The 15,243-nt window shown below is 67.2% G+C and carries 13 protein-coding genes; all 13 read left to right on the top strand.

The window, feature by feature from the left end; genetic code table 11:
* Nucleotides 1-57 precede the first annotated feature (57 nt).
* The 13 genes from algG (at nt 58) to ACNFIA_RS14270 (ending at nt 15,236) form a co-directional block, all read left to right on the top strand.
* A complete protein-coding gene (algG, locus tag ACNFIA_RS14330) occupies nt 58-1,773 on the top strand; it encodes a mannuronan 5-epimerase AlgG (RefSeq protein WP_416785818.1) in 1,716 nt (571 codons plus the stop codon).
* A gap of 13 nt (nt 1,774-1,786) precedes the next feature.
* The gene (locus ACNFIA_RS14325) at nt 1,787-3,199 is read left to right on the top strand and encodes an alginate O-acetyltransferase (protein ID WP_416785815.1); all 1,413 of its coding nucleotides are present in this window, start codon (nt 1,787-1,789) and stop codon (nt 3,197-3,199) included.
* Nucleotides 3,200-3,291: 92 nt separating this feature from the next.
* Entirely contained in the window at nt 3,292-4,407 is a 1,116-nt protein-coding gene (locus tag ACNFIA_RS14320; protein WP_259759722.1) for a mannuronate-specific alginate lyase, read from the top strand.
* Nucleotides 4,408-4,761: 354 nt separating this feature from the next.
* Entirely contained in the window at nt 4,762-6,324 is a 1,563-nt protein-coding gene (locus tag ACNFIA_RS14315) for an MBOAT family O-acyltransferase (RefSeq protein WP_416785811.1), read from the top strand.
* Nucleotides 6,325-6,335: 11 nt separating this feature from the next.
* On the top strand, nt 6,336-7,520 hold the full coding sequence (locus ACNFIA_RS14310; protein ID WP_416785809.1) for an alginate O-acetyltransferase: 1,185 nt from the start codon (nt 6,336-6,338) through the stop codon (nt 7,518-7,520).
* An 80-nt stretch (nt 7,521-7,600) separates the two neighbouring features.
* Nucleotides 7,601-8,251: an alginate O-acetyltransferase AlgF gene (locus ACNFIA_RS14305; RefSeq protein ID WP_259757111.1), complete on the top strand. Its 651-nt coding sequence runs from the start codon at nt 7,601-7,603 to the stop codon at nt 8,249-8,251.
* 348 nt (nt 8,252-8,599) lie between these two features.
* Entirely contained in the window at nt 8,600-10,042 is a 1,443-nt protein-coding gene (locus ACNFIA_RS14300) for a mannose-1-phosphate guanylyltransferase/mannose-6-phosphate isomerase (RefSeq protein WP_259757112.1), read from the top strand.
* Between the two features lie 214 nt (nt 10,043-10,256).
* A complete protein-coding gene (locus tag ACNFIA_RS14295; protein WP_416785805.1) occupies nt 10,257-11,582 on the top strand; it encodes an Ig-like domain-containing protein in 1,326 nt (441 codons plus the stop codon).
* Between the two features lie 205 nt (nt 11,583-11,787).
* Nucleotides 11,788-12,252: a multidrug transporter gene (locus tag ACNFIA_RS14290; protein WP_259757115.1), complete on the top strand. Its 465-nt coding sequence runs from the start codon at nt 11,788-11,790 to the stop codon at nt 12,250-12,252.
* A gap of 63 nt (nt 12,253-12,315) precedes the next feature.
* Nucleotides 12,316-13,146, top strand: a complete 831-nt coding sequence (locus tag ACNFIA_RS14285; RefSeq protein ID WP_416785801.1) for an SDR family oxidoreductase — start codon at nt 12,316-12,318, stop codon at nt 13,144-13,146.
* Entirely contained in the window at nt 13,146-13,532 is a 387-nt protein-coding gene (locus tag ACNFIA_RS14280; RefSeq protein ID WP_259757118.1) for a hypothetical protein, read from the top strand. Before ACNFIA_RS14285 ends, ACNFIA_RS14280 begins: the two co-directional genes overlap by 1 nt.
* A gap of 85 nt (nt 13,533-13,617) precedes the next feature.
* Nucleotides 13,618-14,274: a dual specificity protein phosphatase family protein gene (locus ACNFIA_RS14275; RefSeq protein WP_416785798.1), complete on the top strand. Its 657-nt coding sequence runs from the start codon at nt 13,618-13,620 to the stop codon at nt 14,272-14,274.
* Between the two features lie 74 nt (nt 14,275-14,348).
* Nucleotides 14,349-15,236 carry a TIGR01459 family HAD-type hydrolase gene (locus tag ACNFIA_RS14270; protein ID WP_259757121.1) on the top strand — a complete coding sequence of 296 codons (888 nt, stop codon included), beginning with the start codon at nt 14,349-14,351 and terminating at the stop codon, nt 15,234-15,236.
* Nucleotides 15,237-15,243 lie beyond the last annotated feature (7 nt).

The raw sequence follows: 15,243 nt of genomic DNA, 5'->3' as shown, positions 1-15,243 counted from the left end.
TCTCCCAGAGGGAGCGGGGGCTGTTCGGAGTCGCCGGCTTGCACGGCGCTCCGCCCAATGCCGGGGTGCGCCCTCTCCCTCCGGGAGAGGGCTGGGGTGAGGGAGCCGCAAGGCCCACGCAAATCGACCGCCACGCCCTGGGCCGGCCTGCTGCTGGGCAGCGTACTGCTGGCCACCACTCCGGCCTGGGCGGCGCAGCCCGCGGCCAAGACCGAAGCCAGCGCCGCCCAGGCCAAGAAGGCCGACGCCGCGAAAGCCGATAAGGCCGCCGAGGACGAGAGCGCCCCGGCCGAAGAACCGGGCCATACCCAGACGCTGAAGCAATCGGGCAACTACACGGTGACCGCGGCTCCGAGCGAGCCGCTGCACCTGGAGCCGCCCAAGCTGCCCGACCTCTCCGGCTACACCCCCGAGGCGGTGGAGAAGAAGATCGTGCGCAACAAGCGCGGCAAGGCGCAGATCCAGCGCATGGTGCAGCAGCAGCCGCTGAAGGAGTTCACCGGCGGCAAGAACCGTCTCGGCGAATGGGTGAAGCGCCAGCGCCAGATGCCCAAGGCGATCTTCATCGAGGGCGGCTACGTCAACCTCACCGAGCTGGTCGGCAAGCTGCCCAAGAACGCTCTGGAGCAGACCGAGCCGGGCGTCTACGTCGCCCGCCTGCCTATCGTGGTCAGCCAGGGCGCGACCCTGGAGATCGACGGCAAGGTCAAGGAGCTGCGCCTGTCCCAGGATCGCGGATCGTTCCTGGTCAACGACGGCAAGCTGTTCGTGCGTGACACCAAGGTCACCGCCTGGAACGAGGCGAAGAACGAACCGGCCTGGTTCAAGGAGCCCAACGAGTTCCGCCCCTTCCTGATCTCCTGGGGCGGCGCCGAGGCCTACCTGGTCAACAGCCACTTCACGAGCTTCGGCTACAACGCGTCCAAGGCCTACGGCATCTCCATCTCGCAGTACAGCCCGGGCATGGACAAGACCATGAAGCGCCCGCGGCCCCAGGGCTGGGTGCTCAACTCCACCTTCGAGGACGCCTGGTACGGCTTCTACTGCTATGAAGCGGACGACCTGGTGGTGCGCGGCAACACGTACAAGAACAACGTGATCTACGGCATCGACCCGCACGACCGTTCGCACCGCCTGATCATCGCCGAGAACACCGTCTACGGGACCAAGAAGAAGCACGGCATCATCGTTTCGCGTGAGGTCAACGACAGCTGGATCATCCACAACAAGACCTACGACAACCACCTCTCCGGGATCGTCCTCGACCGTAACTCCGAGCGCAACCTGGTGGCCTACAACGAGGTGTACCGCAACCACTCCGACGGCATCACGCTCTACGAGTCGGGCGACAACCTCATCTACGGCAACCAGGTGCTGGCCAACCAGCGCCACGGCATCCGCGTGCGCAACAGCGTGAACATCCGCCTGTACGAGAACCTCGCGGCCGGCAACAAGCTGATCGGCGTCTACGGCCACATCAAGGACCTCTCCGACACCGACCGCAACATCGACCTCGACCCCTTCGATACCAAGGTCTCGCTGATCGTGGTCGGCGGCAAGCTGGCCGGCAACGGCTCCGGCCCGCTGTCGGTGGATTCGCCGCTGTCGCTGGAGCTCTACAAGGTGGCCATGCTCGGCCCGACCAAATCTTCCGGCATCTCCTTCAACGGCGTGCTCGGCGAGAAGCAGGACCAGATCCTGGACCTGCTGGTGCGCCAGCAACGCGCGGTGCTGATCGACCCCGTCGAAAGCCAGGCCGAACTGCAGAACTGAGGACCCGACTGTCATGAAGAACATCACCATCAACCTGCTGCGCCTGTCGGGCCTTTCCGCGGCCCTGCTGCTGGCCCACCAGGCGACCGCCGCCGACGCGCCGAGCTATACCGCTCAGCCGGCCGCCGGGCTGTGCCCGACCGCCGCCAACGATACGGCGTACAACACCAAGTACCTGGGCTTCTTCACCCACCTGGTGCCGGCCCAGGAAGACTGGCTGTTCCGCACCACCTACGACCTGCGCACCGACTTCGGCACCACGCCCGAAGGCTGGCGCGAGCTCAAGCAGCTGCGCGACGAACTCAAGCGCAAGGGCATCGACCTCGTCGTGGTCTACCAGCCCACCCGTGGCCTGGTGAACCGCGAGAAGCTCAACCCGCAGGAGAAGGCCAGCTTCAACTTCGAGCTGGCGAAGAAGAACTACCAGGCGACCATCGCCCAGTTCCGCAAGGCCGGCATCTACACCCCGGACTTCTCGCCGCTGTTCGACGAGAAGGAAGAGCCCCCCTACTACTTCAAGGGCGACCACCACTGGACTCCGTACGGCGCCATGCGCAGCGCGAAGATCGTGGCCGAGACCCTGAAGGAAATCCCCGCCTACAACGACATTCCCAAGAAGGAATTCGAGAGCAAGCGCGTGGGCCTGCTGTCCAAGCTGGGCACCTTCCACAAGGCCGCCGCGCAGCTGTGCGGCAGCAGCTACGCACCGCAGTACGTCGACCGCTTCGAGACCGAGCCGGTGGGCGATTCGGGCGGCGGCGACCTGTTCGGCGAAGGCGGCGATGCCCAGGTCGCGCTGGTGGGCACCTCCAACAGCGGCCCGGCGTACAACTTCGCCGGCTTCCTGGAGCAGTACGGCAAGGTCGACATCCTCAACAACGCCGTGTCCGGCGGCGGCTTCGACAGCTCCCTGCTGGCCTACATGACCAGCAAGGAATTCCACGACAAGCCGCCGAAGATCCTCATCTGGGAATTCGCCACCCACTACGACATGGCGCAGAAGAGCTTCTATCGCCAGGCCATGCCGCTGGTGGACAACGGCTGCGCCGACGGCAAGCCGGCCATCAGCCGCAAGGTCAAGCTGCACGCCGGCAGCAACGAGGTGCTGCTCAACAGCGGCGCCCTGCCGATCCGCTCGGGCAGCTACACCGCCGACGTCACCTATTCCGACCCCGGCATCCATGAACTCAAGAACACCATCTGGTACATGAACGGCCGCCGCGAGCAGCTGAAGATCGAGCAGTCCAAGGCCGTGGATACCGGCGGACGCTACGTCTTCGAGCTGCGCAACGACGAGGACTGGTCGAACCAGCAGTTCCTCTCCCTGGAGATCGAGGCGCCGGAAGACATGCCGGCGGGCCTGGAAGTCGAGGCCAAGCTCTGTCAGACGCCCAAAGCCAAGTCGGCCGACGTGGCCGCCAACTAGGAGCCTGTTCAGGGTCTCGCCGAGCGCCGCGCAGGCAGACATCGAACAGGCTCAGACGTGAGGGAGTGAATTCCATGCCAAGCCTACGCAAGATCAAGACCCCCGTGGTCGCCCGCATCGGCCTGAGCGTCGCGGTGCTCGGCGCCCTGTTCGGTGGCGAGGCGACCACCTACGCCGCCGATCTGGTGCCGCCGCCGGGCTATTTCTCCGCCGTTGGCGACAAGGGCAGCAAGAAGGATTCCGACCGTTGCCCCACCCCGCCGACGCCCTATACCGGCAGCCTGCAGTTCACCAGCAAGTACAAGGGCTCGGACTCGGCGCGCGCCACCCTGAACGCGGATGCGGAGAAAGAATTCCGCAGCCAGATCAAGGACATCACCGACATGGAGCGCGGCGCCACCAAGCTCATCACCCAGTACATGCGCAGCGGCAACAAGGGTGACCTGGACTGCGCGATGACCTGGCTGGACAGCTGGGCGAAGGCCGGCGCGCTGGAGAGCAGCGACTACAACCACACCGGCAAGTCCATGCGCAAATGGGCGCTGGGCAGCCTGTCGTCGTCCTACATGCGCCTGAAGTTCTCCAGCAGCCGCCCGCTGGCCTCCTACACCGAGCAGTCGAAGGAGATCGAGAACTGGTTCAGCACCCTGGGCAGCCAGGTGGTGCGCGACTGGAGCGATCTGCCGCTGAAGAAGATCAACAACCACTCCTACTGGGCCGCCTGGTCGGTGATGTCCACCGCCGTGGTGACCAACCGCCGCGACCTGTTCGACTGGTCGGTGCAGGAGTTCAAGGTCGCCGCCAACCAGGTGGACGCCGACGGCTACCTGCCCAACGAACTCAAGCGCCGCCAGCGCGCGCTGTCGTACCACAACTACTCGTTGCCGCCGCTGACCATGATCGCCGCCTTCGCCCAGGTGAACGGCGTCGACCTGCGCCAGGAAAACAACGGCGCCCTGCAGCGCCTGGCCAACCGCGTGATGCAGGGCGTGGACGACCAGGAAGCGTTCGACGAGAAGACCGGCAACGACCAGGACATGGGCGACCTGAAGGAGAACAGCAAGTTCGCCTGGCTGGAACCCTACTGCGCGCTCTACAGCTGCGCGCCCAAGACCCAGGACTGGAAGAAGAAGATGGAGCCGTTCAACAGCTTCCGCCTGGGGGGCGAGGTGACCAAGGTTTTCAACCGCCAGGGGGCGGGGAGCTGAAGCTACACGGCAAGAGCCCCTCTCCCTAACCCTGGCTACGCGCCCCGCTCCGAAGGGAGAGGGGACTGTCCGAGCGATGGGCAGTTTCGCGTCAGCCGGCGGGCACGGACAGTTCCGCCAACACGGATACCCCCTCTCCCTTCAGGGAGAGGGCTGGGGAGAGTGAACCCCCAACGCCGGAGCCCCGGCAAGCAACACCCCCGACCCGCGCAATAAAGACGCGGGCGGGCGCAGCAGATTGAGCACCACATGGGGAGGAATTGGCGGGTTGCCCCGGCCTTTCCTCAAGGCGTCGCGAAGACGCCGGAAGGTCCGGAGCCACTCAAGGTTTGAAGCTCCAGAGAGAGACGCGGAATGGTCTTTTCTTCCAACGTGTTCCTGTTCCTGTTCCTGCCGGTCTTCCTCGGCCTGTACTACCTGAGCGGGAACCGCTACCGGAACCTCCTGTTGCTGGTCGCCAGCTACATCTTCTACGCCTGGTGGCGGGTGGACTTCCTCCTGCTGTTCGCCGGCGTCACCGTGTTCAACTACTGGATCGGCCTGCGCATCGGCGCCGCCGGCGTGCGCACCAAGGCCGCGCAGCGCTGGCTGATCCTCGGCGTGGTGGTCGACCTCTGCGTGCTGGGCTACTTCAAGTACGCCAACTTCGGCGTGGAGAGCCTCAACGAGATCATCACCTCGTTCGGCATGCAGCCCTTCGTGCTGACCCACATCCTGCTGCCGATCGGCATCAGCTTCTACACCTTCGAATCGATCAGCTACATCATCGACGTGTACCGCGGCGACACCCCGGCCACGCACAACCTGATCGACTTCGCGGCGTTCGTGGCGATCTTCCCGCACCTGATCGCAGGCCCCGTGCTGCGCTTCAAGGACCTGGTCGACCAGTTCAACCACCGCACCCACACCGTCGACAAGTTCGCCGAAGGCTGCACCCGGTTCATGCAGGGCTTCGTCAAGAAGGTGTTCATCGCCGACACCCTGGCGGCGGTGGCCGACCACTGCTTCGCCCTGCAGAACCCCACCACCGGCGACGCCTGGCTGGGCGCGCTGGCCTACACCGCGCAGCTGTACTTCGACTTCTCCGGCTACAGCGACATGGCCATCGGCCTGGGCCTGATGATGGGCTTCCGCTTCATGGAGAACTTCAACCAGCCCTACATCAGCCAGTCCATCACCGAGTTCTGGCGGCGCTGGCACATCAGCCTGTCCACCTGGCTGCGCGACTACCTGTACATCAGCTTGGGCGGCAACCGCGGCACCACCTTCCAGACCTACCGCAACCTGATCCTCACCATGCTGCTGGGCGGCCTGTGGCACGGCGCCAACGTCACCTACATCATCTGGGGCGCCTGGCACGGCGTGTGGCTGGCCATCGAGCGCGCCCTGGGCGTGAACGCCGCGCCGCGCGTGCTCAACCCGCTGAAGTGGGCCTTCACCTTCCTGCTGGTGATCATCGGCTGGGTGATCTTCCGCGCCGAGAACCTGCACGTGGCCTGGCGCATGTACGAAGCCATGTTCAGCTTCGGCGACTGGAAACTCTCCGAGCTCAATCGCGCCAGCCTCACCGGCCTGCAGGTCGGCACCCTGGTCATCGCCTACCTCGTGCTCGCCTTCTTCGGCCTGCGCCAGTTCTACAACCAACCAATGCCGAGCAAGGCGCCCAAGGCCGCGGCGAAGGCCGAAGCGGTTGACGCCGACGGCCCGGCCAGCGCCCAGCCGCGCACCCCGGCCATGGCCCAGCAGGACCCGGCGGCCATCGCCTATTCGCCCAGCGGCGCCGCCGTCTACCAGCCGCACTGGATGACCCAGCTGCCGGTGCTGGCCACCCGCGTCGCCCTGCTCCTGCTGTTCGCCGCCTCGGTGCTCAAGCTCTCGGCGCAGAGCTACTCGCCGTTCCTCTACTTCCAGTTCTGAGCGAGGCCATCATGACAGTAGAAACCAAGAGCATCGCCAAACCCCTCCAGTACGCCTACATCGCCGCGTTCGGCGGGATGTTGCTGGGCCTGGCCGGCTGGTCGCTGAAGGCATTCCCCAGCTTCTCCGCCGCCGAAGGCACCACCGTGCTCAACGGCAAGCTGGCCCACGCCTTCGAAGGCCACTACGACGACGAATTCCCCATCAAGCGCCTGGGCACCAACCTCTGGGCCGCGCTGGACTACACCGTCTTCGACGAAGGCCGCCCGGGCGTGGTGATCGGCAAGGACGGCTGGCTGTTCACCGATGAGGAGTTCAAGCCCGCCCCCACCCAGCAGCAGCTCGAGGACAACTGGGCGCTGGTGCGTGGCGTACAGCAGGAGCTGGAACGCCGCGGCGTGAAGCTGGTGCTGGCGATCATCCCGGCCAAGACCCGCCTCTACCCCGAGTACGTCGGCAAGGAGCAACCGGCCGCCCTGCACGCGTCGCTGTACAACGACTTCCTGCAGCGCGCCCGCCAGGCCGGCATGGCCGCGCCGGAGCTGCTCGGCACGCTGGAGAAGGCCAAGGATAACGGCCAGGTGTTCCTGCGCACCGACACCCACTGGACCCCGCTGGGCGCCGAAGCCGTGGCCCAGCGCCTGGGCGAAAGCATCCGCGCCAGCGTCGGCTCCGACCTGCCGACCCAGAGCTTCGTCACCGAGGCGGGCAAGAGCGGCGCGCACAAGGGCGACCTGCTGACCTTCCTGCCGCTGGACCCGTTGTTCACCAACCTGCTGCCCCCCGAGGACCAGCTGGAACAGCGCGAGACCCATCCGGCCGAGGACGCCGCGTCCGCCGACAACGGTGGCGGCGACCTCTTCGGCGACAGCGCCCAGCCGCAGGTCGCGCTGGTCGGCACCAGCTACAGCGCCAACCCGCGCTGGAACTTCGCCGGCGCCCTCAAGCAGGCGCTCTCGGCGGATGTCATCAACTACGCCAAGGAGGGCAAGGGCCCCCTGGAACCCATGCTCGAACTCCTGCAGGACGAAGGCTTCAAGCAGAAGCCGGCGCAACTGCTGGTCTGGGAATTCCCCGAACGCTACCTGCCGATGCACAGCGACCTGAGCCAGTTCAACCCGGACTGGGTGGCGCAACTGCGGGCAGCGGGTGGCCGCGACGAACGCCTGGCATCCAACCAGGCCGCCGAACACTGATCCCACGAACCCACGGCGCACCGCGCGCTGAACAGGGCACCCCCCGTGCCCACATGAAAGAGAAGACGGAGGTACACCCCATGAACCGACTGAGCATTCGCACCCTGACGTCGTCCGCCCTGGCACTGGCCCTGGGCGCTGCATCCCTCGGCGCCTTCGCTGGCGGTGAAGGCGCGCTCTACGGCCCGCAGGCTCCCAAGGGCTCTTCCTTCGTACGGGCCTACAACGCCGGCAGCGGCGAGCTGTCCGTCGCGGTCGGCAACGCCACCCTGAACGACATCTCGCCGCTGGGCTCCAGCGACTTCAAGTTCCTCCCGCCGGGCAACTACACCGCCAAGGTCGGCTCCCAGAGCCTGCCGGTGAAACTCGACCCGGACTCCTACTACACCCTCGTCAGCCAGCCCGGCGGCCAGCCGCGCCTGGTGCCCGAGCCGCCGTTCAAGAACAAGCAGAAGGCCCTGGTCCGCGTGCAGAACCTCAGCGGCAAGGCCCTCACCCTGAAGACCGCCGACGGCAAGACCGAAGTGGTCAGCAACGTCGCCCCGCAGAGCCACGGCGACCGCGAAATCAACCCGGTGAAGGTGAACCTGGCGCTGTTCGACGGCGCGAAGAAGGTCAGCGACCTCAAGCCGGTCACCCTCGAACGCGGCGAAGTGGTCTGCCTCTACGTCACCGGCGACGGCGCCAAGCTGAACCCGGTGTGGGTCAAGCGCCCGGTGAAGGCGGACTGAAGTCTTGATGCGGATGGCGCGCTTCGCACTGGGGGCGAATCCCGCCCCTCTCCCCCACCCTCTCCCTGAACGGAGAGGGAGCCATCCGTGCGAACGAAAAGCTCAGTACTACCCGGCGAGCGGGGATGCCCCGCTTCGCTCCGAACAGTTCCCTCTCCCTTCAGGGAGAGGGCCAGGGAGAGGGCGCTGTGCAACCACTCCCAAGCCAAACAACAAGACCGGCCCCACACCGGCAGCAAGACCCGTGCGCCGCAACCACGGTCTGCACAGGAGAGGTCACCCAAACGGCACGTCGGCCCGCATGACGCGGTCCGGCCCACAGTACGCAAACGCTTTAGGAGAAACCCGATGATCCCAGTAATTCTTTCCGGTGGCAGCGGCTCGCGACTCTGGCCTCTTTCGCGCAAACAGTATCCCAAGCAGTTCCTGGCCCTGACCGGCGAACACACCCTGTTCCAGCAGACCCTCGAGCGCCTGGTGTTCGAAGGCATGGAACCGCCGGTGGTGGTGAGCAACCAGGAGCACCGTTTCATCGTCCAGGAGCAGCTCGAAGCGCTGAACCTGAAAACCCAGTCGATCCTCCTCGAACCCTTCGGCCGCAACACCGCCCCGGCAGTCGCCATCGCCGCCATGAAGCTCTTGTCCGAAGGCCGTGACGAACTGCTGCTGATCCTCCCGGCCGACCATGTGATCGACGACCAGCGTGCCTTCCAGCGCGCCCTGGCCCTGGCCACCAACGCCGCCGAAAAAGGCGAGATGGTGCTCTTCGGCGTACCGGCCGACCGCCCGGAAACCGGCTACGGCTACATCAAGTCCGGTGACGAGCGCGGCCTGCCCGATGGCGTCATCCGCGTCGAACGCTTCATCGAGAAGCCCGACGAAGCCCGCGCCAAGCAGTTCGTCGAAGACGGCGGCTACTTCTGGAACAGCGGCATGTTCCTGTTCCGCGCCAGCCGCTTCCTGGAAGAGCTGAAGAAGCACGACGCCGACATCTACGACACCTGCCTGCTCGCCCTGGAGCGCAGCCAGCACGACGGCGACCTGATCAGCATCGACGCCGCCACCTTCGAGTGCTGCCCGGACAACTCCATCGACTACGCCGTGATGGAAAAGACCCGCCGCGCCTGCGTGGTCCCGCTCGCCGCCGGCTGGAACGATGTCGGCAGCTGGTCGTCGATCTGGGAAGTGCACGACAAGGACGCCGACGGCAACGTCACCATGGGCGACGTGGTCGTCCACGACAGCCACAACTGCCTGGTGCACGGCAACGGCAAGCTGGTGTCGGTGGTCGGCCTGGAAGACATCGTGGTGGTCGAGACCAAGGACGCCATGATGATCGCCCACAAGGACCGCGTGCAGGACGTCAAGAAGGTGGTCAACCAGCTCGACGCCGCCGGCCGCACCGAAACCCAGAACCACTGCCAGGTTTACCGTCCGTGGGGCTCCTACGACTCGGTGGACATGGGCGGCCGCTTCCAGGTCAAGCACATCACCGTCAAGCCCGGCGCGCGCCTCTCGCTGCAGATGCACCACCACCGCGCCGAGCACTGGATCGTCGTTTCCGGCACCGCCCAGGTGACCTGTGACGACAAGACCTTCCTGCTCACCGAGAACCAGTCCACCTACATCCCGATCGCCTCGGTCCACCGCCTGGCCAACCCGGGCAAGATCCCGCTGGAGATCATCGAGGTGCAATCGGGCAGCTACCTGGGCGAGGACGACATCGAGCGTCTGGAAGACGTCTACGGCCGTACCACGGAAAACGTGGAAATCCAGGCCGTGGTGCGCTAAGTCCCAGGCCCCGGCGCTTTCCCCCATCGGCGCCAATGCCCCCGCCCCTCTGGGTGCGGGGGCTTTTTTCTGGGCGCCGCACTGCCGTCGCTCCACTTTCCTACGTGGTATCCAGCCCTTGCGCGCGAAAGCCCAGCGCCTTCGGATTTCCGCTCCCTCGACCGCTCCGGATACTCGGTGATTTTCCCGCCATCACAGCACCGGAGAATCACCCATGGGACGGATCACCCTCATCACCGCCGCCACCGACACCGCCACCCGGTTGACCGTGGAGGGAGGCGGCGAGGTCCTGGCCGAGCCACACATGAAGTACATCCTCAAGTCGGTGGATGGCAGCCCCCTCAAGGAAGCCATTTCGGTCAAGCGCGAAGGCCAGAACCTGCAGCTGTTCGTCGATGACGAGAAACACCCCGACCTGACGCTGGCCAACTACTTCAGCCCCGGCATGGACGCGCAGCTCTACGGCATCGCCGACGATGGCCAGCTCGCCGCCTACGCCTCTGCCCGGGACGACGGCGCCGGCGGCGCGCTGCAGTTGGCCGATGGCGAGCAGGTGCCGCTGGCCCTGGCCGGCGAAACCACCAGCGAGATCCCGGTGATCAGCCAGGCGCATGACTACAGCCCCAGCTTCGTGCCCTGGACCCTGGCGGCCGTCGCGGGCGGCGTCGGCGTGCTGGCTGCCAGCCGGCATTCCTCCGGCGGGTCCGGGTCGCACCAAGCGTCCAGCGGCCACGTCGAGCCGCCGCAGGTGGCCATCAGCGGGCTGAGCGACGACACCTCGCACACGCCCCGACCGGAAATCCTCGGCAGCGGTACCGCGAACGCGACCATCAGCCTCTACGACGGCAACGACCTGCTGGGCACTACCACGGTCAAGGCCGACGGCACCTGGCGCTTCACCCCGGAGCAGGACCTGTCGGCGGATAGCCACAGCCTCACCGCCACCGCCACGGACGCCGCGGGCCACACCAGCTTGCCGACCGCTCCCCTGGTGTTCACCGTCAGTGCCGATAATCTCGACCCGGAGCCGGAACCGGAACCGGAACCCCAGGTGCCAGCCATTGAAGGCCCCGTGGCGGATGGCGGCAGCTCCGACGATGCCTCGCCCGTCCTGAGCGGGCATGCGCAGCCCGGTTCGGGCGTGACCATCTACGACAATGACGCGCTGCTGGGCAGCACCACCGCCGATGCCGATGGACGCTGGAGCTTCACGCCGGACTCGCCCCTGGCGCCGGGCGCGCACGCCTTCACCATCGACTCGAGCGACCACGATCACAGCACGATGCAGCCCTATCATCTGCAGATCACCCTGCCCGACGGCGGTACCAGCGAGGCAGACAACGCCAGCCACGGCCTCGGCGATCTGCTCTACGACGGTTCGAACGAGCTGTTCGGCGGCGATACCCACGCCGTCGATGCCGACGCCCAGACGAGCAGCGCAGAGCACCCGGCCACCAGCGCGGCCCTGGTGAACTGGGCGGCCAGTTCACTCCTGCCGTCGGCCAGCCTCGAGACCGAGGTCCGATTGAGCCAGGGCTGACCATTCGCCGAAACAACCAGCCCTCTGTAGGAGCGCGCCATGCGCGCGATCGCGGGCGTGGCCCGCTCCTACAGGGAAGCACCGGCGCCGGGCTGGTTCGCGAGCAAGCTCGCTCCTACAGCTCGCATCGGCGCCCGCGCCACATCAACCCGCGCCACCCCGCCGCCTGCTAAGGTAAAGCTCGATATCCCCCGCGGAGCGCTTCATGCTGTACGGCATCCTGCTGATCGTCACCTGGATCATCCTGTTGATTCGCTACCCGTCCCGCGCCCTGCCGATCTCCGGCGCCGGGTTGGTCGGGCTGGCCTCGGTGATCGCCGTCGCCATCTGGCAGGACAACAGCGACGCCCGCCAACTGCAGCACCTGGAACTGCGCATCGCCTACCAGCCCGACCAGTGCCAGCCCGGCCGCCCGCTGGCCGTCAGCCTGAAGAACGGCTCCTCGCGTCCGCTGCTGGAGCTGCGCTGGAAGGTCGCCGCCTACCGCCCTGGCGACACCACCGACCTCGCCGAAAACCTCTACGAGGCTCCGCGCTACCGCGGCCCCGGCGCCCTGCTGGCCGGCGACAGCTGGAGCGATTGCCTGCCGCTGCCGCCGCTGCGCCCCGGCTACCGCCCCAGCACCCTGGAATTCCGCGCCGAGCGCGTCAGCGGCCGCTTCGGCAACTGATTCACCTGCCCGGCACAATCCGGTACGGTAGTCCGCGCTCATCGCCCAAAGGACTGCCCGACCATGCCCCAACCCGTCGCCCTCATCACCGGTTGCTCCAGCGGTATCGGCCGCGCCCTTGCCGATGCCTTCCAGGCCGCCGGCTACCAGGTCTGGGCCACCGCCCGCCGCGACGAAGACGTCGCCGTCCTCGGCCAGGCGGGGTTCCGTGGCGTGCTGCTGGACGTCAACGACGAACCCGCCGTCGAGCGCCTCGCCGAGCTGCTGCAACGCGAAGCCGGTGGCCTGGATGTACTGATCAACAACGCCGGCTACGGCGCCATGGGCCCGCTGCTCGATGGGGGCAGCCAGGCGATCCGCCGGCAGTTCGAAACCAACGTGTTCGCCGTGGTCGGCGTCACCCGCGCGCTGTTCCCGGCGCTGCGCGCGCGCCGCGGCCTGGTGGTGAACATCGGCAGCGTGTCCGGCGTACTGGTCACCCCGTTCGCCGGCGCCTACTGCGCGTCGAAGGCCGCCGTGCATGCGCTGAACGACGCACTGCGCCTGGAACTGGCGCCCTTCGGCATCGAGGTGATGGAAGTACAGCCCGGGGCCATCGCCTCCAGCTTCGGCGCCAACGCCAGCCGCGAGATGGCCGCGGTGGTCAGCGAGCAGTCGCCCTGGTGGCCGCTGCGCTCGTTCATCCAGGCACGTGCCGCCGCCTCCCAGGACAAGCCCACCCCCGCCAGCGACTTCGCCCGCGCGCTGCTGGCCGCCGCACAACGATCGCCACGCCCGCGCCTGGTGCGCATCGGCAACGGCAGCCGCGCCCTGCCCCTGCTGTCGCGCTGGCTGCCCACCGGCCTGCTGGACAAGGCGCTGAAGAAGCGCTTCGGCCTGGACGGGCAGCTCTGATGACAGTCCAGGTCCGCTACCTCGCCCTTGCCGGCATCCTCGCCGCCTTCTTCCTCAACGTCGTGGCGCGAGGGCTGCTGCGGGTCGGCGGGGTGCCGGCGACGCTGCTGGTGGCGGCCGTGATCGCCGCCGCCATGGCCGTCTGGTTCGCCCGGCGGCACAAACGCCTGGCGGAAACTGCCGAGCGCTGGCGGCTGACCGCGCTGTATGGCGGCGGGCTGGCGGTGCTCTACGCGCTGCTGGTGGGCATGGCGGCGTGGAAGAACACCCCGAGCCCGGCAGGACTGCTGATCTACGCGCTCAACTACCTGTGCTACCCGCTGTGCGTCTGGTGGTTCTTCCGCCCCGCGGTGCTCGCGCGCTTCCTCCCTGGCGAGCGGCGCTGAGCGGACTTCACGCTTTCTTCACCTGCTTTTCATCCGGACACAACCGTGCCCCGCCTAAGGTACCGCCAACCTTAGAGGAGCACCTATGTCCCTGCCCCCGATTCTCCGTGGCGCCATCGCCGCCGCCCTGCTGACATTCGGCCCGCTCGCCCTGGCCGCTGGCGAGACGCCGGCCGACTGGGCCAAACCTGTGGATAAGTCGTTCAACCTCTACCAGATGTCGCCCACCCTGTACCGCAGCGCCCTGCCCGACAGCGCCGACCTGCCCGTGCTGCAGCGCCTGCAGGTGAAGACCGTGGTGAGCTTCATCAAGGACGACGACCGCGCCTGGATCGGCCAGCAGGGCATCGAGACGGTGAGCTTCCCCACCCACGCCGACCGCGTCGACGATGCCGACGTGCTCAAGGTGCTGCGCATCCTGCAGAAAGCCGAACAGGACGGCCCGGTGCTGATGCACTGCAAGCACGGCAGCGACCGCACCGGCCTGTTCTCGGCGATGTACCGCACCGTCATCCAGGGCTGGAGCAAGGAAGACGCGCTCAAGGAAATGACCGAAGCCGGTTTCGGCAGCGCCGATGACATGGACGATGCCATCGCCTACGTCAGGAAAGCCGACATCGGCAAACTGCAGCAGGCCCTGGCCAGCGGCGAATGCAGCACCTCGGCCTTCGCCGGCTGCCAGCTCAAGGGCTGGCTGGCGGACACCTTCGGCGAGCAGCGGCCGCTGCACCCGGCGCACTGATCCGCGCGGCGGGTACACCGGCATGGCGAGAGTGCGCTAACGTGGGCGCACTCCCACCGCTTCCCAGGCTCGCCATGACCTCCTCCCGCTTCAGCGCCGTCACCCACACCCGCTACATCGACCACGCCGGCCTCGATGCCTTCTGCGCCGACTACGACGGATTCCTGCTCGACCTCTGGGGCGTGCTGATCGACGGCGTCGACGTGTTCCCCGGCGCTCTCGACTGGCTCGCCCGCCGCGCCGCCGAGGGCAAGCCGGTGTGGTTCCTCAGCAACGCCTCGCGCAGCGTGCCGGAGATGGCCGATACCCTGGTGCGCCTGGGCGTCGCCCGCGAGCTGTTCGCCGGCATCACCACCTCCGGCCAGTTGGCCATCGACGCCCTGACCCAGGAGCGCGAGTTCCAGCGCGGCGGTATCTACACCGTCGGCGTGGGCGATGCGCTGACCACCTGGCCCGCGGAAATCCGCGAGCGCTTCTGCGATGACATCCACGCCGCGTCGCTGATCCTGGGCGTCGGCAGCTTCCCGCAGGATGAGCTGGAAGAGCGCTTCGCCCCGCTGCGCGGCGCCACCGACAAACCGTTCTTGTGCGCCAATCCGGACCGCGTGGTGGTGTCCGGCGGCCAGACGGTGTTCGGCGCCGGCCGCCTGGCCGAGGCCTTCGCCGAGGAAGGCGGCAGCGTGCACTGGTACGGCAAGCCCGACCCGTCGGCCTTCCGCATCGCCCAGCGGCAACTGGAGGCACGCGGCGCCAGGCACATCCTGTTCGTCGGCGACTCGCTGGTGACCGACGTGCCCGGCGCCCTCGCCGCGCGCATCGACACCCTCTGGCTGGCTGCCACCGGCATCCACCGCCAGGCGCTGGGCGTGCCGTTCAACGGCGCGCTGGACGCGCAGAAGACCAACGCGCTGCTCGATGGCTACCCAGTTCGTCCGCACTTTGCCGCGCCGGGGCTGGTCTGAGTTCAGG

This window comes from Pseudomonas sp. NY15437, assembly GCF_048068435.1.
In the GTDB taxonomy this organism is placed as follows: domain Bacteria; phylum Pseudomonadota; class Gammaproteobacteria; order Pseudomonadales; family Pseudomonadaceae; genus Pseudomonas; species Pseudomonas nitroreducens_B.
This window is presented reverse-complemented; position numbering and strand designations above follow the sequence as displayed.